Origin of the sequence: Aureimonas sp. AU4 (genome assembly GCF_001463765.1) — a bacterium.
Classification (GTDB): domain Bacteria; phylum Pseudomonadota; class Alphaproteobacteria; order Rhizobiales; family Rhizobiaceae; genus Aureimonas.
Map to the genome: position 1 here is coordinate 14459 of NZ_BBWK01000047.1, position 17611 is coordinate 32069.

The 17611-nt window shown below is 64.1% G+C and carries 22 protein-coding genes and 1 pseudogene; 14 read left to right on the forward strand and 9 right to left on the reverse strand.

The features are described 5' to 3' along the window. Nucleotides 1-120 precede the first annotated feature (120 nt). Both AUL35_RS14115 and AUL35_RS14120 read left to right on the forward strand, forming a co-directional pair. Nucleotides 121-495, forward strand: coding sequence for a helix-turn-helix domain-containing protein (locus AUL35_RS14115; protein ID WP_062015843.1), 375 nt, complete (start codon nt 121-123; stop codon nt 493-495). After that, nucleotides 492-1400 (forward strand): LysR family transcriptional regulator, encoded by a 909-nt coding sequence (locus tag AUL35_RS14120; RefSeq protein WP_062015845.1) that lies wholly within the window; start codon nt 492-494, stop codon nt 1398-1400. Before AUL35_RS14115 ends, AUL35_RS14120 begins: the two co-directional genes overlap by 4 nt. 3 nt (nt 1401-1403) lie before the next feature. On the opposite strand, the gene AUL35_RS14125 is transcribed toward AUL35_RS14120, so the two are convergent. After that, nucleotides 1404-1646, reverse strand: coding sequence for an Atu4866 domain-containing protein (locus AUL35_RS14125; protein WP_082666338.1), 243 nt, complete (start codon nt 1644-1646; stop codon nt 1404-1406). Between the two features lie 6 nt (nt 1647-1652). Continuing rightward, entirely contained in the window at nt 1653-2384 is a 732-nt protein-coding gene (locus AUL35_RS14130) for an SDR family oxidoreductase (protein ID WP_062015848.1), read from the reverse strand. Between the two features lie 224 nt (nt 2385-2608). On the opposite strand from AUL35_RS14130, the gene nth reads away from it, so the two are divergent. Then, entirely contained in the window at nt 2609-3310 is a 702-nt protein-coding gene (nth, locus tag AUL35_RS14135; protein ID WP_062015850.1) for an endonuclease III, read from the forward strand. Nucleotides 3311-4353: 1043 nt separating this feature from the next. Here nth and AUL35_RS14140 read toward each other — a convergent pair. After that, nucleotides 4354-5319: pseudogene (locus tag AUL35_RS14140) on the reverse strand (YifB family Mg chelatase-like AAA ATPase); the annotation flags it as partial. A gap of 230 nt (nt 5320-5549) precedes the next feature. Between AUL35_RS14140 and AUL35_RS14145 the strand changes: the two are divergent. The 4 genes from AUL35_RS14145 to AUL35_RS14160 are packed head-to-tail and all read left to right on the forward strand — an operon-like array spanning nt 5550 to nt 9033. Further along, a complete protein-coding gene (locus tag AUL35_RS14145) occupies nt 5550-6548 on the forward strand; it encodes a TRAP transporter substrate-binding protein (protein WP_062015852.1) in 999 nt (332 codons plus the stop codon). A gap of 4 nt (nt 6549-6552) precedes the next feature. Next, nucleotides 6553-7224, forward strand: a complete 672-nt coding sequence (locus tag AUL35_RS14150; RefSeq protein WP_062015854.1) for a cyclase family protein — start codon at nt 6553-6555, stop codon at nt 7222-7224. Next, the gene (locus tag AUL35_RS14155) at nt 7217-7759 is read left to right on the forward strand and encodes a TRAP transporter small permease (protein WP_082666340.1); all 543 of its coding nucleotides are present in this window, start codon (nt 7217-7219) and stop codon (nt 7757-7759) included. Before AUL35_RS14150 ends, AUL35_RS14155 begins: the two co-directional genes overlap by 8 nt. Beyond that, nucleotides 7756-9033 carry a TRAP transporter large permease gene (locus AUL35_RS14160; protein WP_062015856.1) on the forward strand — a complete coding sequence of 426 codons (1278 nt, stop codon included), beginning with the start codon at nt 7756-7758 and terminating at the stop codon, nt 9031-9033. Before AUL35_RS14155 ends, AUL35_RS14160 begins: the two co-directional genes overlap by 4 nt. Nucleotides 9034-9100: 67 nt before the next feature. On the opposite strand, the gene AUL35_RS14165 is transcribed toward AUL35_RS14160, so the two are convergent. Further along, complete coding sequence (locus AUL35_RS14165; RefSeq protein WP_062015858.1) at nt 9101-9448, reverse strand: SPW repeat protein; 348 nt, start codon at nt 9446-9448, stop codon at nt 9101-9103. A gap of 181 nt (nt 9449-9629) precedes the next feature. Between AUL35_RS14165 and AUL35_RS14170 the strand changes: the two genes are divergently transcribed. The 4 genes from AUL35_RS14170 (at nt 9630) to AUL35_RS14185 (ending at nt 12139) form a co-directional block, all read left to right on the forward strand. Then, nucleotides 9630-10124 (forward strand): DUF2243 domain-containing protein, encoded by a 495-nt coding sequence (locus AUL35_RS14170; RefSeq protein ID WP_062015859.1) that lies wholly within the window; start codon nt 9630-9632, stop codon nt 10122-10124. 807 nt (nt 10125-10931) lie between these two features. Further along, on the forward strand, nt 10932-11171 hold the full coding sequence (locus AUL35_RS14175) for a hypothetical protein (RefSeq protein WP_062015861.1): 240 nt from the start codon (nt 10932-10934) through the stop codon (nt 11169-11171). Nucleotides 11172-11199: 28 nt separating this feature from the next. Next, on the forward strand, nt 11200-11877 hold the full coding sequence (locus AUL35_RS14180) for a DUF2459 domain-containing protein (RefSeq protein WP_192847100.1): 678 nt from the start codon (nt 11200-11202) through the stop codon (nt 11875-11877). A 52-nt stretch (nt 11878-11929) separates the two neighbouring features. Further along, nucleotides 11930-12139, forward strand: coding sequence for a hypothetical protein (locus tag AUL35_RS14185; protein ID WP_062015865.1), 210 nt, complete (start codon nt 11930-11932; stop codon nt 12137-12139). A gap of 17 nt (nt 12140-12156) precedes the next feature. Here AUL35_RS14185 and AUL35_RS14190 read toward each other — a convergent pair whose 3' ends face one another. The 3 genes from AUL35_RS14190 to AUL35_RS14205 all read right to left on the reverse strand — a co-directional run bounded on the left by AUL35_RS14190 (nt 12157) and on the right by AUL35_RS14205 (nt 13993). Next, nucleotides 12157-13020: a DUF6454 family protein gene (locus tag AUL35_RS14190; RefSeq protein WP_202814280.1), complete on the reverse strand. Its 864-nt coding sequence runs from the start codon at nt 13018-13020 to the stop codon at nt 12157-12159. A 409-nt stretch (nt 13021-13429) separates the two neighbouring features. Continuing rightward, nucleotides 13430-13699, reverse strand: a complete 270-nt coding sequence (locus tag AUL35_RS14200) for a hypothetical protein (RefSeq protein ID WP_062015869.1) — start codon at nt 13697-13699, stop codon at nt 13430-13432. Nucleotides 13700-13702: 3 nt separating this feature from the next. Beyond that, the gene (locus AUL35_RS14205; protein ID WP_062015871.1) at nt 13703-13993 is read right to left on the reverse strand and encodes a DUF3572 domain-containing protein; all 291 of its coding nucleotides are present in this window, start codon (nt 13991-13993) and stop codon (nt 13703-13705) included. A gap of 142 nt (nt 13994-14135) precedes the next feature. Between AUL35_RS14205 and AUL35_RS22195 the strand changes: the two genes are divergently transcribed. Both AUL35_RS22195 and AUL35_RS22200 read left to right on the forward strand, forming a co-directional pair. After that, nucleotides 14136-14297, forward strand: a complete 162-nt coding sequence (locus AUL35_RS22195) for a hypothetical protein (protein WP_156418001.1) — start codon at nt 14136-14138, stop codon at nt 14295-14297. A gap of 253 nt (nt 14298-14550) precedes the next feature. Next, complete coding sequence (locus AUL35_RS22200; RefSeq protein WP_156418002.1) at nt 14551-14721, forward strand: hypothetical protein; 171 nt, start codon at nt 14551-14553, stop codon at nt 14719-14721. Between the two features lie 3 nt (nt 14722-14724). On the opposite strand, the gene AUL35_RS14215 is transcribed toward AUL35_RS22200, so the two are convergent. Then, nucleotides 14725-15024, reverse strand: a complete 300-nt coding sequence (locus tag AUL35_RS14215; RefSeq protein ID WP_062015875.1) for a hypothetical protein — start codon at nt 15022-15024, stop codon at nt 14725-14727. After that, complete coding sequence (locus tag AUL35_RS14220) at nt 15024-15806, reverse strand: DNA/RNA non-specific endonuclease (RefSeq protein ID WP_062015877.1); 783 nt, start codon at nt 15804-15806, stop codon at nt 15024-15026. The genes AUL35_RS14215 and AUL35_RS14220 overlap by 1 nt, the downstream gene beginning before the upstream one ends. A 218-nt stretch (nt 15807-16024) precedes the next feature. Here AUL35_RS14220 and AUL35_RS14225 point away from each other — a divergent pair, with 218 nt between their 5' ends. Continuing rightward, nucleotides 16025-17101: a helix-turn-helix transcriptional regulator gene (locus tag AUL35_RS14225; protein WP_082666341.1), complete on the forward strand. Its 1077-nt coding sequence runs from the start codon at nt 16025-16027 to the stop codon at nt 17099-17101. Nucleotides 17102-17611 lie beyond the last annotated feature (510 nt).

Genomic DNA, 17611 nt, shown 5'->3' on the forward strand with positions numbered 1-17611 from the left:
TCGGATGTTCGGCCGCGCCGGGGCGCTCGGCCCTTTCGCGACGGGACACTCAGGTATACATTGGAAACCTGGCGTCAATAACGCACTTCGCATCGCCCAGGTATACCGGAGGAAACCACGATGGACGGACCCGAGCCCCGCTGCCCTTCCTTCTCGGTGGACTGCCCGAGCCGCCTCTTGATCGACCAGATCGCCGACAAGTGGTCGATGATGGTGCTGACCGTGCTCGACGACGGCCCGATGCGCTTCAACCAGATCAAGCGGCACCTTGAGGGCGTGACCCAGAAGGCGCTGACGCAGTGCCTGCGGCGGCTCGAGCGCAACGGCCTCGTCCGGCGCGAGGTCGCCACCACCGGGGTGCTCGCCGTCTCCTACGAGATCACCCCGCTCGGACGCACGCTCCTGCCGCCCTTCCGCGCGCTCTACGCCTGGACCATGGCGCATCTCGGCGAGGTCGAGACGGCGCGCGGCCGGTTCGACGCGCGCGCCGCTTGAGCGCGTCTCCGCCGGACCTCACCGGCTTGTCGATCTTCCTGGCGGTGGCCGAGACGCGCAGCTTCCGCCGTGCCGGCGAGCGGCTCGGCATCACGCGCTCGGCGGTGAGCCAGGCGATCCGGCGACTGGAGGACCGGTTCGGCACGGCGCTCGTCAGCCGCACGACGCGCAGCGTCTCGCTGACGGAGGCCGGCGAAACGCTGTTTCGGCGCATCTGCGGCCCGATCGCGGAGGTCGCGACCGCGATGGAGGAGGTGGGCGGCGCGGGCGAGGCGGGCGCGTCCGGTCATCTGCGCCTCGCCGTGTCCTCGATCGCGGAGAGCTTCCTGCAAGGATCGCTGCTGGCTGGCTTCATCGAGGCGCATCCGGCGATCACGGTGGACGTGACCGTGACCGACGAGGAGTTCGACCTCGTCGCCCACGGCTTCGACGCGGGCGTGCGGCTCGGCGAGGTGCTGGAGGCTGACATGATCGCGGTGCCCGTCTCGGGCGACCAACGCCAGCTCGTGGTGGGCGCGCCCGACTATCTCAGGCGCTTCGGCACCCCCACGCATCCGCGTGACCTGACGAACCACCGTTGCATCGGCTGGCGGCGCGCGCCCGACCTGGCGCCCTACCGCTGGGAGTTCACGCAGGACGGGCGCGACTTCGACGTCGCGGTCACGCCCGCCCTCACCACCAACGACATGCGGGTGATGATCCGCACGGCGCTGGCGGGCGGGGGTCTGACCTTCGGCATGGAGGAGACCTTCCGCGCTCACGTCGAGCGCGGCGCGCTCGTGCCGGTCCTGGAAGCCTTCTGCCCCAGCTTTCCCGGCTTCTTCCTCGCCTTCCCGGCCCGGCGGAACATGGCGCCCAAGCTGCGGGCCCTGGTGGACCACGTGCGCCGGCAGGCGAGGCGCTGAGGCTCAGGCGCGACGCAGCACCATGCCGGCGTGGTGGAGCACATCGTCCCGGAAGTCGCCGTCGGCGGTGAAGCCGGTGTCGTCCCAGTAGTCGATATGCGTGCCGCGCACCTCGTAGCGGCCCTCGTAGGCCCGCTCGCGCCGGCCCCGCGCCTCGCGGTAGCGGTTGCCGGGCAGGAGCTCGTGCCGGATGAAGCCGTCGCTCGTGACCCAGAGGCCGAGATAGGGATGCTCGCCCATGGACATGCTCCCTCAACGCGTGCGGGTCGGGCGCACGACGATCTCGTTGGTGTCGACGTCCTCCGGCTGCTCGATCGCGTGGAGGATGGCGCGCGCGATGGCGTCCGGGCGGATCGCGATGCTGCGGTAGCCCACCATCAGCTCGGCGGCCCCCGGGTCGGTGATCGTCGAGGCGAGCTCCGACTCCACGACGCCGGGATAGACGCAGGTCACGCGCAGCCGGTCGTTCTCCTGGCGAAGGCCGTCGGAGATGGCGCGCACGGCATATTTCGTCGCGCAGTAGACCGCGGCGGTCGGCGACACGGCGAGCCCGCCGATCGAGGAGACGTTGACGATCTGGCCGAAGCCTTGCCGGTTCATGGTGGGCAGGACCGCCGCGATCCCGTGCAGGACGCCGCGGATGTTGACGTCGATCATCCGGTCCCACTCGTCGATCTTGAGCGCGCTCATCGGCGAGAGCGGCATCACGCCGGCATTGTTCACGAGGACGTCGATGCGCCCGAAGCGCTCCTCGGCGAACGCGGCAAAATCGGCCGTGTCGCTGGAGCTGGTGACGTCAAGCGCGCGAATCTCGGCGGTGCCGCCCGCCGCGCGGATCTCGTCGGCAAGGCGTTCCAGGCGGTCGACGCGGCGCGCGCCCAGCACGAGCTTGGCGCCGGACGCGCCGAGCAGCCGCGCGACGCCCTCGCCGATGCCGCTCGAGGCGCCGGTGACGAGAACGGTCTTGTCTTGGGTCGTGGTCATGGGAGACGGTCCTTTCGTTCGGATACGGACGGCGACGGGAGCGACGTCCGCCGCCTCACCTACGCCCGCCGATTGGACCGATCGAGACGCTTCGGCTGGATGCGCCGGTAAGTGGAACTGGACAATCCACCGGTCGACGTCCCGGCGCTTCGTCGCAGCGGGAACTGTGCCCACCGTCCCGCGCTTGGGCTCGCAAACGGATGCGGAGCCGGCCAATGGATGGAATGGATGCGTCGGTCGTCGACGGCGAGGGACGAGGCCTTCTGGACGCGCCGGAGGTCGATGAGGTCTTTCGGCGTCTCGAACAGAACATGCCGGGTCGCACCCCGACCGCCAAGGGACCCAAGGACCAGCCCGACCCGTTCCGCTCTGTCGTATCCTGCCTCCTGTCGGCCCAAAGCCGCGACGCCAACACGGCGGCCGCCGTGCGCGGCCTCTTCGCGCTGGCAAAGACGCCCGACGAGATGCTGACGCTCACCGACGAGGAGGTGGCGCTCGCGATCAAGCCCTGCGGCCTCTACAACATGAAGGCGAAAAGCATCCGACGCCTGTGCACCGCGCTGATCGAGGAGCACGACCGCGTCGTGCCGCAGACGCGCGAGGGGCTGATGAGCCTGCCGGGCATCGGGCGCAAATGCGCCGACATCGTCCTCTCCTTCACCTTCGGCGCGGACGTGATCGCGGTGGACACGCACGTCTTTCGCGTGTCGAACCGCATCGGCATCGTGGAGGAGAAGACGGCCGACCGCACGGCCGCAGCCCTCGAACGCCGCGCGCCGCCCTGGGCGCAGCACGACGGGCACTTCTGGCTGCTCCAGTTCGGCAAGGCCGTGTGCGTGTCGCGCCGGCCGCGCTGCGAAACGTGCTTTCTCGCCGACCTCTGCCGCTTCTACTCGGCGACAGGCGGGCGGGTCGGAACCGCTTGAGGGCGACCGCCCGCCCGGACAGGCATCTTCGCGAAACGCCGCGCGCCTGTCCGCCTCGACCTTGCCGGTCGAGTTGCGCCTTAATGTCGACGCTCCGGATCAATGGCGCCTGTTCGAGCTCGTGCGACACGGTCGCGACCGGGTTCGATCGGTGGTCGCTATTGGCCATCGTGCGGCGGGGTGCGCTTTGGTCCGGGCGTGGCCAAGCCGCCCGCGTCGCGATGCGCAATTGACGGAATTTCGCGCAGACGAGCGCCGAGGTTCGATGACGAAGCGTCACGGCCGCCCGGCATTCAGGCCGCCTATGCCGGAAGAACGGGCGTGAGGTCGAGAATCAGCGCCTGACGTCGATGCCCCGATCCGTGGGGCGCTCGTCCGGCGCGTAGGAGCCGGACACGTTGAAATCCTTCGGGGCGCGGAGCGGCGTTCGACGCGACGTTCCGGGAAACCCGTACCCTTCACCCCCTCATGCGAAGGGTTCATGATGGTTTCTCCGGCGCGCAAAGGAAATCAGGCCGGGCGCCATCGAGATGGTTCATTCATGACAGAATAGTTCATGTTTTGGCACCGAACCGTGGTTGCGGCCAGGGCGCGACGAACAAATCGCACGGCCTTTACAAAGCCATGAGTGCGGTTCATCTGCCGTTCAGGTAGGAGCGGGTAACTGTTCTGCACGAGATCACGAGAAGCGCCTGCTTGCTCCCGTCCCTTCGCGAGCAGGTGCCTATGGCTGGGCGCCCCAACGGGCGTCCAGCTATCCCATCGGCCTTGGTCCGCGCCGCCCGCCACGCGATGAGCGGGACCCAAGCCCGCAGCCTTCCGCCAGGATCGACAACCCAACCGGAAGCCTATCCAAGCTCCCGGTTGGGCTTGCTGCGCCCGTCAGGTTGCCCTTCCGCAGCGCAACCACCTTCGCACGTTGCACGACATCTTCCAACGTGCCCGATCGTTTTTTGCCGGGCCGAAGGGCGATGGGCGTGCCACAGCCACGCCGAAGGCGGCAACGCCCTGGCCGAGTCGCCCGGGAGCTTGGCCGACGGGACCTAGGCGGCGCCCTGCAAGCGCTCGGGCGCGGCGCGAAAGCCGATCGCCTCGCCGACATGGCTGCGCCCCACCGTTTCCGCACCGGCGAGGTCGGCGAGCGTGCGGGCCACCTTCAGGATGCGGTGGAAGGCGCGCGCCGAGAAGCGCATGCGCTCGGCCGCTTCCGCCAGAAGCCGGCCGCCCGCCGCGTCCGGCCGCGTCACGCTTTCCACGAGATGTGTCGGCAGCTGCGCATTGGTGGTGCCGGGCGGCAGCCCGAGGCGCTCGGCGCGCTCGCCCTGCACGGCGCGCGCCGCCTCCACGCGCTGCCGGACCGTGGCCGAGGTCTCGCCGCTCGCCGCCGGCCGCAGGAGATCAGCGGCCGAGACCGCCGGCACGTCGACGCGCAGGTCGATGCGGTCGAGGAGCGGCCCCGAGACGCGCGCCTGGTAGTCCGCCGCGCAGCGCGGCCCGCGCGCGCAGGAATGCCCCGGCTCGCCGCTCATCCCGCAGCGGCACGGGTTCATCGCCGCGATCAGCTGGAAGCGCGCGGGGTAGGTGACACGGTGGTTGGCGCGCGCGATCACGCACTCGCCCGACTCGATCGGCTGGCGCAACGAGTCGAGCACGGCGGGCGAGAATTCCGGAAACTCGTCCAGAAACAGGATGCCGCGATGCGAGAGCGAGACCTCGCCCGGCCGCGCGCGGATGCCCCCACCCACCATCGCCGCCATCGAGGCCGAATGGTGCGGCGACCGGAAGGGGCGGCGGTCGGAAAGCTGGCCGTTGGCGAGCGTGCCGTTGACCGAGGCGATCATCGACACTTCCAGGAGCTCGCGCGGCAGGAGGGCCGGCAGGATCGAGGGCAGGCGCGCGGCCAGCATCGACTTTCCCGAGCCGGGCGGCCCGACCATCAGGAGGTTGTGCCCTATTAATTTGGTCTGGCCGGCACGGCTTAGTTCTCCTTTCCTTGCCTCTCCTCCTTTGTGGTTGTTTGGCCAATCCTAGCCAAAATTCACACGTCTAGGGCGTGTCGACAAAACGGCGCTTGCGTAACGCAGTATTGTGTATACAGAATTAGGGCAACGCGGCGGCAGACCGCACGGCATCCGCATACGCTGATCGCCCTCCCTTCAGAGCGTCCCGCCATTCTCGGTGGTCGATGCCAAAGTGGCGGGTCGAGCAGTGACCGAAGCCACTGAGGAGGAACAACACTATGCTCGATTGCTCGCGTCGCTTGTTTCTGGTCGGGGCTGCAGCCCTATCAGCGACTGCCGTTCTCGGCCGACCTGCTCTTGCCCAAGCGGCCACGAAGCTGCGCTTTGGCCATCCGCATCCTGAGGTCGATGCCTTCCATCAGGCGGGTCTCAAGTTCGGCGAACTCGTATCGCAGAAGACAAACGGTCAAGTGACCGTCGAGGTCTACGCGAACGGCGCGCTCGGCAACGACCCGACGATGATCGCCAGCGTTCGTGGCGGCACGCTCGACATCTGCCTGACCGGCAACCCGTTCTTCACGGGCCTCGCACCTAAGCTCAACGTCCTCGATCTGCCCTACCTGTTCCGCGACCGCGATCACGTCGCCAAGGTGCTGGATGGCCCCATCGGCGAGAGCCTGCGCGCGGATCTAGAGGCTTCCAACCTCAAGGCCTTGTCCACGTGGGAGGTCGGTTGGCGCAACCTCACCAACAACCGGCGTGCGGTTGAGACGCCGGCGGACGTGAAGGGCCTGAAGATCCGCACAACGCCGAATCCAGCCCATATCCAGGCTTTCAAACTGCTCGGCGCGGTGCCGACCCCGATGGCCTTCACCGAACTTTTCACTGCGCTTGAAATGGGCTCGATCGACGGACAAGAGAATCCTGTCACCCTGATTCAGAACGCCAAGTTCTTTGAGGTTCAGAAGTACCTGACGCTGACGCGTCATGCCTTCACGACTGCGCCGCTCGTAATGAACAAGCCGAAGTTCGATGCTCTGCCTGAAGATCAGCGGATGGCCATCGTGGAAGCAGCACGCGAGGCGGCTGTTATTCAGCGGACCATGAATAGCGAAGGCGAGAAGACCGCCGTCGAGGCACTGCGCGCTGACGGCATGGAAGTCGTGGATCAGATTGACGTCGAGCCGTTCCGCGCGCTGGTCGCTGATGCTGTGAAGGCAGAATACGTCACGAAGTTCGGTGGCGAGGTCGTCGATCAGATCACCGCTGCGGCCTGATCCCATGCGCATCGTTGATTTGAGCATGCCGCTGGAAAGTCATTTCCGGTGGTCGCCGGAGGTGACTGTTAACGGGGACCTGGACAAGGGCGACCAATTCCGTGTCACCCGCATCTCCACCACCTGTCACGGCTTCACCCATGTGGATGCGCAGGCCCATTTCGTGGCTGGTGCGCCGACCATCGAGGCGACCGGCCTCGATCGCGTCGTCGGGGCCTGTCGGGTGTTCGATTTATCGGGAGTAGCCGACGATGCCCCGATTGGTCCTGATGCTTTGGAGGCTGCCGATCCGGGTGGAGCTGAGGGAGAAATCCTGCTTCTAGCCACCCGTTGGGCCGCCCGTCGCGACTACAAGACGCCTGAGTTCTGGACTCAGGCACCTTGGCTCACGCGTGAGGCAGCTGAATGGCTTTGGACGCGTCGCCCGACAGCAGTCGCGTTCGATTTCCCTCAGGACTACCCGATCAGGCTGCTGCTCAAGGGTGAGAGCGTTCCGAACGCCGAGCATGTCACACACGACGTGCTTCTCCGTCAGGGCGTGACCTTGATCGAGTATGTGGTGAATACCGCTGAGCTGCGATCGTCCCGCGTTCTTCTCAGCGCTGCACCGCTTCTCATCCCAAATGCCGACGGTGCACCGGCACGGGCCTATGCAATCGAGGGTCTCAATGTCTGACCCTCGCCTCCCTCAACGTAGCGCCCTGGGGCGCGGCGCGGACCTTGGCTTTCGGCTGCTGGAGTTCACGCTCGTCGCCATCCTTATGGTGATGATCGTGCTCGTCTTCGGCAATGTCGTCATGCGCTACGGCTTCGATAGCGGTATCGACATCGCCGAGGAGTTGTCCCGCGTCCTGTTCGTATGGCTAATATTCCTCGGTTCAGTCGTTGTTATGCGGCAGAAGGGGCATCTGGGCGTCGATATGTTCGTCACGCCCTTGCCGCGCGTAGGCCGTTGGCTTTGCCGGCTAGCGACTGCGGTTCTTTCGCTTGGCTGCTCGGTCATTCTGGCTGTCGGCGCGTGGGACCAAGCGCTTCTCAACGCGCAAAACCTCCTGCCAATGACTGAGCTGCCGACGGCTTGGGTCTATGCGGCCGCCCTGGTGTCTGGCGTCGGCCTATCGATCCTCATCCTCCTCGACATCATCGATCTTCTTACGTCGGGCCCGAACGGAGAGGCAGCCGAGCCTCAGGTCAGCGAAGGCATATCATGACCGTTGCGATCTTCTCGCTCGTCCTGCTCGGTACGATCTTCATGGGCATGCCGATCGCGTTCGCGCTGATCGTGACGGCAGGAGCCCTGATGTGGCACCTCGGTGCCTTCGACTGGCAGCTGATCGCCCTTCAGATGGTGAACGGCGCGGACAGCTTCCCTCTTCTGGCAGTGCCCTTCTTCCTCGTCGCCGGCGAGGCGATGAATGCCGGCGGCTTGTCGCGCCGGCTCGTGAACCTCGGCCTGACGCTGGTGGGCCACCTGCGTGGCGGTCTCGGCTATGTCGCCATCTTCACGGCGATCCTGCTGGCCTCGATGTCGGGCTCAGCGGTGGCAGACACGGCGGCACTTGCCTCCATGCTTCTACCCGTCATGCGCCAAGCCGGTTACGATCTCGGACGCTCATCAGGGCTGATCGCGTCGGGTGGCATCATCGCGCCGGTGCTGTCGCCTTCGATCGGCTACATCGTCTTCGGCGTGATCGGGGGCGTGTCGATCACCCGCTTGTTCCTGACCGGTATCGTGCCGGGCCTTCTGCTCGGGCTGTCGCTTGCCATCGCTTGGTGGATCGTCTCGAAACGCGACGAGCTGAAGCCGATGGAACGTCGGTCCTGGGGCGAGGCAGGTCGGGCCTTCCTTGATGCACTGCTGGCACTTGGCCTGCCCGTAATCATCATCGGCGGCCTGAAGGGCGGTGTCTTCACGCCTACGGAAGCAGCTGTGGTGGCAGCGGTCTACGCGGTGTTCGTCGGTGCTTTCGTGTACCGAGAGCTGACGCTCGCTAAGTTCTACGAGGCTATGCTGATGGCCGTCCGCACCACGGCAGCCGTCATGTTTCTGGTCGCAGCGGCAGCTGTGTCGGCGTACCTCATCGCTATCGCCAACATCCCGGCCGAGGTTTCGGCGCTGCTGGAGCCATTCAAGACACACCCCGTGCTTCTGATGGCCGTGATCATGCTGCTCGTTGTGATCGTCGGCACTGCGCTCGACTTCATCCCGACCATCCTGATCCTGACACCGGTCCTCATGCCGATCGTCAAGCAGGCGGGCATCGATCCGGTCTACTTCGGCGTTCTGTTTGTCATGAATAACGCGATCGGCTTGATCACTCCGCCGGTCGGCACCGTGCTGAACGTCGTATCGGCGGTCGGTAAGGTACCGTTGGCACTCGCCATCAAGGGAGTCTGGCCTTTCCTTGTGGCGCAGCTTGTTGTCCTTGTGATCCTAACGCTGTTCCCCGCACTCGTGATCATTCCCGGACGCTGGCTACAGTAACTGATGTGGCTCCGATCCCATTCTTCGGCCAGGAAACTGGCCGGGGATGTTCATTTTGCTTGATGGTTTAATTCGATCCTGACTGCCGGCTCGTGAGCAACGGAACAATGATCGATATCGCTCCGGCGACGACGTGAGGCCACCAGATCTGGTCTGCAAAGCCGAACAGCCATGGCGATACAGCTAGGAACGCGCCGGCGATCACATCTAGCGCAAGGTGGATCCTCATCGGGATCAGCTTGAAGTAGCCCAGCTCATAGTCGGTAAGAAGGCTGTAGAGGAGGGCGCCAGCGCCTGCCAGCACGAGGATCCATGTCGCAGCCGGAATGGCTTCGAACCGGATCAGAAACGGCGCGACGATCAACAGGATGCCGTACACGTAGTCGATGACGCTATGGACCTTGGTCGGGATCATGCTCGCTCACTTCTCCCGTGCGCCCGCTAAGCAAGACCAAGTTCACGAGGAGATGGGTGTTCCGTCAGTGCGAAGACCGGAATGGATAGGCTGCTGACCATCGCGGCTGGTAGCAAGCCACACATGTCGTCTGGGAACGCTCGCTGAGGGACCCGGTTGGCTTCGAACGAGCGAGGCACACCTGACATCCCATCAACCGTCTCCGGAACGATCGTTTCCCCTATCGGCCGGTATCTTCTTCGGGCTGGGCTTGGGCGGCTTCTTTGACGGGATCGTGCTTCATCAGATCCTGCAATGGCATCACATCGCCACGAGTGCCGGATACCCCGCCGATACGTACGAGAACCTGAAGCTCAACACGCTTCTGGACGGTCTCTTCCATACCGTGACCTACGTGTTTGTCGTGATCGGGCTGATCATCCTGTGGCGAGCAGCTCATCGCAGGCATCTTTGGTGGTCCGGCCGGCTGCTTCTGGGAAGCCTTCTGATGGGGTTCGGCCTCTTCAACCTCGTTGAGGGTCTAATCAACCATCAGATCCTCGGCCTACACCACGTCAACGAGACGGTGCCGCAGGACGGATGGGTCTATTGGGACATTGGCTTCCTCATTTGGGGAGCCGTGATGCTGATCGGGGGATGGGCGCTTTACCGCTCCGGGAAGCGGGTGACGGGATAAGCTAGGTCTCAGCCTTGATTCATGAGGTGATGGAAGCGCCTTCGCTCAATAGCTGTTGCTCAATCCCATATGGAAAACGCCCTGCCGGGTGAGGACCGACAGGGCGCTATCTTATGGCCCGCACGACTGGGAGGAGGATGTCGTCGAGTACGTTGCAGCGGGTTGTGGGAGGACAATCGCTGCGACATTCATCAAACCTCATCAACCTGCGTAGTTCCGACTTGGTTATGTGGTGGGGTAACAATGGCCTGCTGTTGGGGCCGGGATCGGCCGATGCTACGAAGCTGTTCGCACCAAGCTGCGCCTTTGGGCTGCGCTGGCAACGAAGCCCGTCAGTGTTTGGGAGGGCACTGGCGGGCTTCTCTTGTTCTCAGCTGGTCTGACAACTCGATCGGTAGTTCGTAAGCCCGCTGACGGTGTCAGCCTATGTCAGCAATCGATACACGAGAAAGGCGACAAGCCCGATAAGAACGATGTGAAGGCCGATCAGCGCTCGCATCGTTCGCACGAGCGATCGGTTCTGCCGATGGTCTGCCCCCATTAGGTGGCCCGGTTCAAATCTAATGCATGGTGGGCTTGGCGGCCACGGCTGAGGTGGCCTTTGAGCCGGGTTGGGTTGGCGCAGCCCGCCATGGCGCGGCGGCAGGTGCTGTCGTAACGCTGGGCGATATCCTGCGGATACTTGTGTAGAGCATCCTGCAATTTGCCGAGCCGATCACGTTCTCGGACTGGCAGCGCCAAGAGGCTGCTCCAGACACCAACGTGGCCCATATCCATCCCCTGGTCGAACACACGAAGGGGGAGACGATGGCCGACATGGACGCTCAGCCGGTCCGCATCGAGGCGGGCAAGTTCTATCTGACCCGCGAGGGTACGAAGGTTGGACCGATGGTGCCGGTCGAAGGATATGACGACCAAGCCTTCTCCGAGGACGGCAAGCCTGGCACGATGCGCTGGGTGGACGGCTATGCTGCAGGTAGCCCGAACCTCGCCGGTAAGCCACGTGAACGCGCTTTCCACGTCCACGACCTGATCGCAGAAGCCTGAGGGTCGTCGTTCCAGTATGTCGAGTTGGATGCGGGCCGCACTCGGCCTCGGTGCCCTTGCCGGCACCCTGATCTTTGGTGCGTTGGTACCGCGTCGCCTGTCACGCCGCGATGCGGGCGGCCGCAACGATGTCTACCTGGACCTCATGAATGCCGCGCACGTCGACATCGCCCTGCCGGCTAACCCTGAAGTGCGCCGCCGACTGGCCTTCCTGCAGGACGTCGGCATTCGGACCGACCACCCGAGGATGTCTCACATCCTCGTCGGCTGGGGTGGGCGCGACTTCTATCCCGACACCTACAGGCCATGGCGCATAAGTCCGATGGGCCTGTTGGAGTCCGTCTTCGGCGACGAGTCCGTGCTTCGGTTCGATCCGGCAGCAGATCTTGGTGGATCATGGGAGACGCGGCGACGCATCCCGTTGTCCGATCAGGGCCTGAGCGCACTGATCGACTTCATTCTCGATACGCTGGAGCGCAACCCGGACGGCTCGTTTCGTCCGCTCGATCACTTCGGCATCAACGAGACCGACCACTTCTATAAGGCGCGTCCAATCTTCACGGCGTTTGCCGGCTGCAACGTTTGGGCATCGCGTGCCTTGGCAGCCGCTGGCGTTCCGTCAGGGATTTGGACGCCGTTGCCTCAGCCGTTGATTGCCTCGCTTTGGTGGCATCGATGGGCAAGCGGCAATAAGTGCGAGAGATAGCTTTCCCTCAGAGCTTGTGGTCGATTGCTGCGCATCGGCTGGAGGATGCGTCATGCGGCCCAAGACAGTTGCCAAGAAGACGACGCGATACGTGCTACTCGCCGCATCGCTCGTGCTTTTGTTCGGGCTTGGCTTCCTGTTCCTGCAGGACGCCGGCCGCGGCCGGGAAGCGCGGCAGGTCGAGACGATCCAGAACGCGCAGGAGCGAGTCCAGGGCGTGACGCCAGCACCCGTCCCAACCGAACCCGCAGTCAGACCGTAGTGCGAACGCCCGAACGCCTACGGCTTCGACGTCTCGTAGACGAAGATGGTGGACTGGTCGTCGTCGGGCATGAAGTAGGCGCGTAGGCCCTTCTCGGTTGCCTCAAGGAAGGTCGGGTTCTGCGTCATCGGCAGACCGGACGGCGCCCATAGCTCGATCGGCACCTGCCAGATCGGGCGGTTGTCCTTCAGATCAATCAGTTCCAGCCCACCCAACCGGAATGGGGTCGCATCGGGCGATGCGCGATAAGCGTTCAGACCAGCGCAGGCCATTCGGTCGGCGCCGGCGTACTTGCAGTCCTGGTAGTCGATGTACTGCGACGGGTTGGCAACCCGCAGCTTGGCGGGATCGGCATCCGCGTTCGTAACCGTGCCGTCCTGCGCCAACGGCCACGCGTAGAAGCGGCGTGAACCCCAACTGACGCCATGTACGGTGTTGGCGTCGGTGTCGTGCACGAGACCTCCGACGTGATCGTTGAAGCGGAAGACCTCTTCCGCCTTCATGGTCTTGGGGTCGACGCGATAGGCGATCGATCGGCTGTTGGGCCGGTACTCGGCGACTGGCACCCAGATTGAGCGACCGTCGAAGTCGATGCCGCCGGGGTGGTAGATCGAGCCTTCTCCCAGCGAGAGGGAGCTAAGGAGCTGACCGTCGGCGCTGACGCGGAAGAGGTGTCCCCGCCCTTCACCTTCGTCGCGGTCGAGGCCGTCGCGCGGTGTCTCGTAGCGTGTGGTCGGCTTGATGATCTCGACCGACGAGACGATGAACTCGTCGCCGATCCGCACCATGCCCTGCGGGTGGAAGGTGGGGAAGGCCAGCTTGATCTCGTTTGTCTTCTGCCACTTCGTGGACCGGGTCAGCTCGAGGATGCGGTCGCCCACCGTTCGGTCCTCAGCCTTCGAGTTCACGACCGGCAGGAGGCACGTGGCGGCCACCAAGACCGCGAAAAGAGCTCTGCGCTGCATGATCGTTCCCACCCGTTCGCTCGTAAGAGGTTAGTGGATCCCAACCAGACGTTTGTGACAAGCGTTGAACAGGGTGCCCTTCCAGCAGATCGGGGCAAGGCGTTCGGCCCATAACCCCGACGATGTCTGATGACCTATTCCTTGACGCGCCCAGCTTGGACGCGATGCCGGCCTGCGAAGAGTGCGGAGAAGAGTTGCTGCCGCACGAGCGCGAGTGCTGTGAAGCCTGCGATCGCGACTACTATGGGCGCGTCGTGGCATGGGCCAGAGGCGCCGAGGATTATGACCTGAGCCTCGCCTATGACGGTGTCCGGCCGAGCATCCACTAGAAGCGGCGCTTCAGCCAAGCCGGCGGCTTCCACTGCGTCAGACCTTCGCGCGTGATGCGATCAAGTACGACCCAGCGAATCCACGTCGACGGAGTCCGGCACCACGTGCACCGCCAGGTCATGTCCTCGATCACGGCGCGCGGATCGATGTAGCCGTGGAAGTCAGAGGCCAGGAACGTGCACTGCTTGCCGCACTCCCGGCACTTCACCGTGATGCCGAGGCCTCGCATCAGGCCCTCGGCATAGTCCCTGACACGCTGTACCATGGCTCACGGCCGGGCCTCGAGCTTCTGGCGAGCCATCTGAACGACGTCGGGCGAGTTCAGCGTGGCATGATCGAACGTGATCAGGTCAGGCTCGTTCGCCAGCAGGAAGTCGAGCACGCCGACCAGAAAGCCAGCCTCGGCCGCAGCTTGGCGAATGCCGTCCGCCTCGATGCCGGACAGGTCGAGGAAGCGGTTCATCAGCTTCGGGTCGGTGGCGATAAAACCGAGCGCGTCGATGGCGATAGCCTGCGGATCGATGCCGGCCTTCTTCCGCAGTTCGGTGAACTCGAGCACGGGTCGTCCTCCAGGGAAGTGATTCCTATCGTGGAGAACGAAATAGGAACAAATGCTTCTCTGCAAGGCTTACCGGAGTCATCATCGCACGGGGCGAATCGGAAGGGGAATGACGATGGCGAGACCGGAACGGCAGTCCGCAGTGGACGAGATCGACGTTGCGGTAGCGGAAGCGATCCAAGCATGCGACGGCGATCTGCATGAGGCGATCGCCTCGCTGATCCGCGCGCAGCGGGTTATGGATGCCGAGCGCAATGCCTTCGTCTCGGCCGGCTATGAACGGCGACGGCTAAGCGATCGCTAGCCTCTTTTTCCGGATTCATCATGCGCTTTAACGACCTCAGCCCGGCACAGGTCGAAGTCATGAACCGCATGGCAGGGTGGGCTTCGGATGGCGAGGCGATCGGATACCTGGAGGACATGCTACCTGCCAGGCTCCTAGAGGCTGTTGTGCAGCTGGATCGGTTTGGCCTTGTTCGGGTCGACATAGGCTGGCGCGGCGCGCGATGGTGGCACCTGACCGAACGTGGACATGCGGTCAGGGAGCATGGCGAGGGATGAAGTCCCAATTCGACGCTAAGCGTGAACCGGACGGGTCCTATGCGGTGCGTGTGCCGCCTGGGGAGCGCAAGCCGCGTGACTGGCCTGCGATCGCCTTCATGATGCTTGCGGGTGCCGGGCTTGTCGCGATGTTCTCAGGCGCCGCGCGTTGGCTTTCCAGTTGGTGACCGTCAGGCGAACGGGTTGCGCACCTTCTTGGCGGGCTTGGCCTCTTCTGCCTCCGCCTTCTCCGGCAGATCGCCCTTCGCCGTCAGCGCCGCGACGATGGCGTCCACCGCCTTCTGCAGCGCCTTGGCCTGTTCGAGCCCTGCCTTGTCGGCTGGGATATCGACCGAACCGCTGATCGAGATCCGGTCCGTTCCGTTCTCGATTGTCAGCCCGCCGATCGTGACCGCCGCCTCGTCGTTCGCGAACGGCTCAAACTCGGCCGAGCCAGACGCCTTGCCTTCACCTGCATCGCTCTTGGTCATCACTTCACCTGCTGGCAGGCCTTGGGCTGGGTGAGGGCCAGGCGCCCCGTGCCAGCCGGCAGGGCCGGAAACGGATCGATGCCGCTCATGGTCTTGAACGCATCGACGCTCATGATCCGACAGTTGGGGCTGTCGTCGTTGTCGGCAACGTAGACGGCTGCGCCCTCGCGCTTCGGATCATAGACCGCCTTCCAAACGGTGGTCGGCACCAGTACGTTGTTGTTGCCGATCGCCTGGACGTCACCGCCGGTGAACAGCGGACCCGTCACGACCCAGGCCTCGCCGTCGAGCATGACGACGTCGCGCACCGTCTCCTCGATCTGGCTCCAGACGCCGGTGTTCAAGCGATGGTTCTGCGGGACCATGTTGGCGAGCGAGAAGCTGTCGGCCTGGGATGCTGCGTCCGGCATATTCCCGGAGGGCGCCATGTGGCCACGGTCAAAACCGGACTTGCGGTAGTCGGAGAGTTCGGACCGCTCGGAACGAGGCAGGCGACTTTCGGTATGGAAGCGGTTGGTGCGCGTCATGGCCTCGGCCGCCTGGACCTGCGCGGCCGTGAGGTGCTCGCCGGCCCACAGCGGTGTGCGGGTCGCACCCGAATGCAGGACAGCGAACTTGCGAAAGCAGATCTCGCGCGCCGGAGCCGCTTGAGCGAGGCGCGCATAGTCCGGCGCCTCGCCACCGAGGAAGCTCTCTGGGCAGGTAGACGATGCGGCGAGAGCTGCGGTCGTTCCACAGAGCACCAGCGATGCTGCAATCGCGTAGCGCACAAGCCTTCGCATTGAGTCCCTCCCCGCGGCTGTATTCCTTCTCTTGGGCTGCAAGCGATAAGCCACAATTGCTGCCCGCTCCAGCGGCTGGGGTAGAAGCCGGAGTGAAGCCTTCACGTGGTGCACGACAACTTGCGCAGGCTGCGTCCGAACCCGCCCTAAGGAGGACCCGGCCTTGACGTGTGTTCTGATCGACACGCTAAACTGTCGGTTGGGGGAGAGCGTACAAAATGGACGAAGTTGTCGATCGTATCTACGAAGCTGCAGTCAACGCTGAGTTATGGCCGCTGGTTCTCGACGATATGGCTGCAGTCGCTGGAGCCGAAGGCGGGGTTCTTTTCGCAGCGGGGACAGGGAGGCCGCAGTGGACGTCGTCGGAGAGAATGCGGCCACACATGGAAGCCTTCGTTTCAGAGGGCTGGGCCGCCAAAAACGATCGGGGCGAGGCTGGCTTTCGCAAGCGACTCCCCGGTTTCGTCACCGACTACGATTGGATGTCGCAGGAAGAGCTGGACGTCAGCCCAATTTATAATGGCTTCTTCCGTCCGCGGGGCCTGGGTTGGGCGATCGGAACCGCGATCGTACCGATGACGGGTGATGTGTTTGTTCTGAGCCTTGAGAGGAAGTTCGAGCTCGGCCCAGTCAAGGATGAAGTCAAAGATAAGCTCAATCCGCTTCGACCGCACCTGGCACGCTCAGCTTTGACTGCGGCTCGTTTCGGATTGGAGCGCGCGAAGGGGACGGTTCAGGGCCTCGAATTGATTGGCCTTGCCGCAGCAGTCCTGTCCTCGAACGGCAGGGTTATCGTTGGGAACCGCCATTTCGAACAAATGTCGGACCTAGTGGCCATAGGCAGCTTCGACTGCATCCTCCTGAGAAACCCATCGGCCAACAGCACTTTGCATACCGCCTTGCAAAGCCTTGGTTTGACGAGCTCCTCACAACGTCCCCCCTTGAGCTTTGCCATCCAAACCGAGGACGCTCCTGCTGTCGGGCACCTGATCCCACTCGTCGCCTCTGCACGTGACATATTCAGTCAGGGAGATGGCTTGCTCGTCCTCACCCGCGTTGGACAATCTGCCATCCCAGGGACGACGCTCCTGGAGGCGATATTCGACCTGACGCCCACAGAAGCCCGCGTTACACGGAGGCTCATCGAGGGTGTCCCGGCACCAGAAATTGCGCGTGAATCGTCAGTCACCCTCGAGACCGTTCGATCTCATGTCAAGGCAATCTTTCGGAAGACCGGTGTCGGTCGCCAAGCCGATCTCATACGCCTTCTGTCAGGTCTGCCGAGGACAGACTAAGCGGTCAGCTTGGGTTGTATGAGCACCAAAGCGCGGTCTTCGTTCAAACGAAACACCTCCCGGACCCTTCGATCCGGAGGGCGCCTCCCCGTGTGGGTGTCCCACGAGGCGAACCTCACCGGTATGCTAAGCCGCTTACGAGCTGAAGAGCGACAGGACGTTCTAGGGCCGACTGGTTGGCAATCGAGGGCGCCTGGACGCCGAGCATAAGCCCGACAGAACGGCGAAAGTCTTCGGCGGAAGGCCAAGCATCTTTTCGAAGGCGGGCAGCATGACGTCGATCGCAATCAGCGCGAACGTTATTGCGTCGAGGCGCGCAAGCATCTGCCTGCCGGCGAGCGATGGAAATGGAACTTAAGGCATTAGGGGGCTCAGACTCTTATAGCGGGACAGGCGCACCCCTCAGCCCCCAAACTCGTCTTCCATGCCCGCGCATCTTGGATCCGGGCCCGTTAGGACCGATGCAAGCGCATTGTTGAAACGTCGACGACGGCGCGCTCGCCCATAGCT

Excerpts from the sequence above, each read along its gene's own strand:
- AUL35_RS14115 (WP_062015843.1), top strand. The coding sequence starts at position 121 with ATGGACGGACCCGAGCCCCGCTGCCCTTCCTTCTCGGTGGACTGCCCG.
- AUL35_RS14125 (WP_082666338.1), bottom strand. The coding sequence starts at position 1,646 with ATGTCCATGGGCGAGCATCCCTATCTCGGCCTCTGGGTCACGAGCGAC.
- AUL35_RS14130 (WP_062015848.1), bottom strand. The coding sequence starts at position 2,384 with ATGACCACGACCCAAGACAAGACCGTTCTCGTCACCGGCGCCTCGAGC.
- nth (WP_062015850.1), top strand. The coding sequence starts at position 2,609 with ATGGATGCGTCGGTCGTCGACGGCGAGGGACGAGGCCTTCTGGACGCG.
- AUL35_RS14145 (WP_062015852.1), top strand. The coding sequence starts at position 5,550 with ATGCTCGATTGCTCGCGTCGCTTGTTTCTGGTCGGGGCTGCAGCCCTA.
- AUL35_RS14150 (WP_062015854.1), top strand. The coding sequence starts at position 6,553 with ATGCGCATCGTTGATTTGAGCATGCCGCTGGAAAGTCATTTCCGGTGG.
- AUL35_RS14155 (WP_082666340.1), top strand. The coding sequence starts at position 7,217 with ATGTCTGACCCTCGCCTCCCTCAACGTAGCGCCCTGGGGCGCGGCGCG.
- AUL35_RS14160 (WP_062015856.1), top strand. The coding sequence starts at position 7,756 with ATGACCGTTGCGATCTTCTCGCTCGTCCTGCTCGGTACGATCTTCATG.
- AUL35_RS14165 (WP_062015858.1), bottom strand. The coding sequence starts at position 9,448 with ATGATCCCGACCAAGGTCCATAGCGTCATCGACTACGTGTACGGCATC.
- AUL35_RS14175 (WP_062015861.1), top strand. The coding sequence starts at position 10,932 with ATGGCCGACATGGACGCTCAGCCGGTCCGCATCGAGGCGGGCAAGTTC.
- AUL35_RS14180 (WP_192847100.1), top strand. The coding sequence starts at position 11,200 with ATGCGGGCCGCACTCGGCCTCGGTGCCCTTGCCGGCACCCTGATCTTT.
- AUL35_RS14185 (WP_062015865.1), top strand. The coding sequence starts at position 11,930 with ATGCGGCCCAAGACAGTTGCCAAGAAGACGACGCGATACGTGCTACTC.
- AUL35_RS14200 (WP_062015869.1), bottom strand. The coding sequence starts at position 13,699 with ATGGTACAGCGTGTCAGGGACTATGCCGAGGGCCTGATGCGAGGCCTC.
- AUL35_RS22200 (WP_156418002.1), top strand. The coding sequence starts at position 14,551 with ATGAAGTCCCAATTCGACGCTAAGCGTGAACCGGACGGGTCCTATGCG.
- AUL35_RS14215 (WP_062015875.1), bottom strand. The coding sequence starts at position 15,024 with ATGACCAAGAGCGATGCAGGTGAAGGCAAGGCGTCTGGCTCGGCCGAG.
- AUL35_RS14220 (WP_062015877.1), bottom strand. The coding sequence starts at position 15,806 with ATGCGAAGGCTTGTGCGCTACGCGATTGCAGCATCGCTGGTGCTCTGT.
- AUL35_RS14225 (WP_082666341.1), top strand. The coding sequence starts at position 16,025 with ATGGACGAAGTTGTCGATCGTATCTACGAAGCTGCAGTCAACGCTGAG.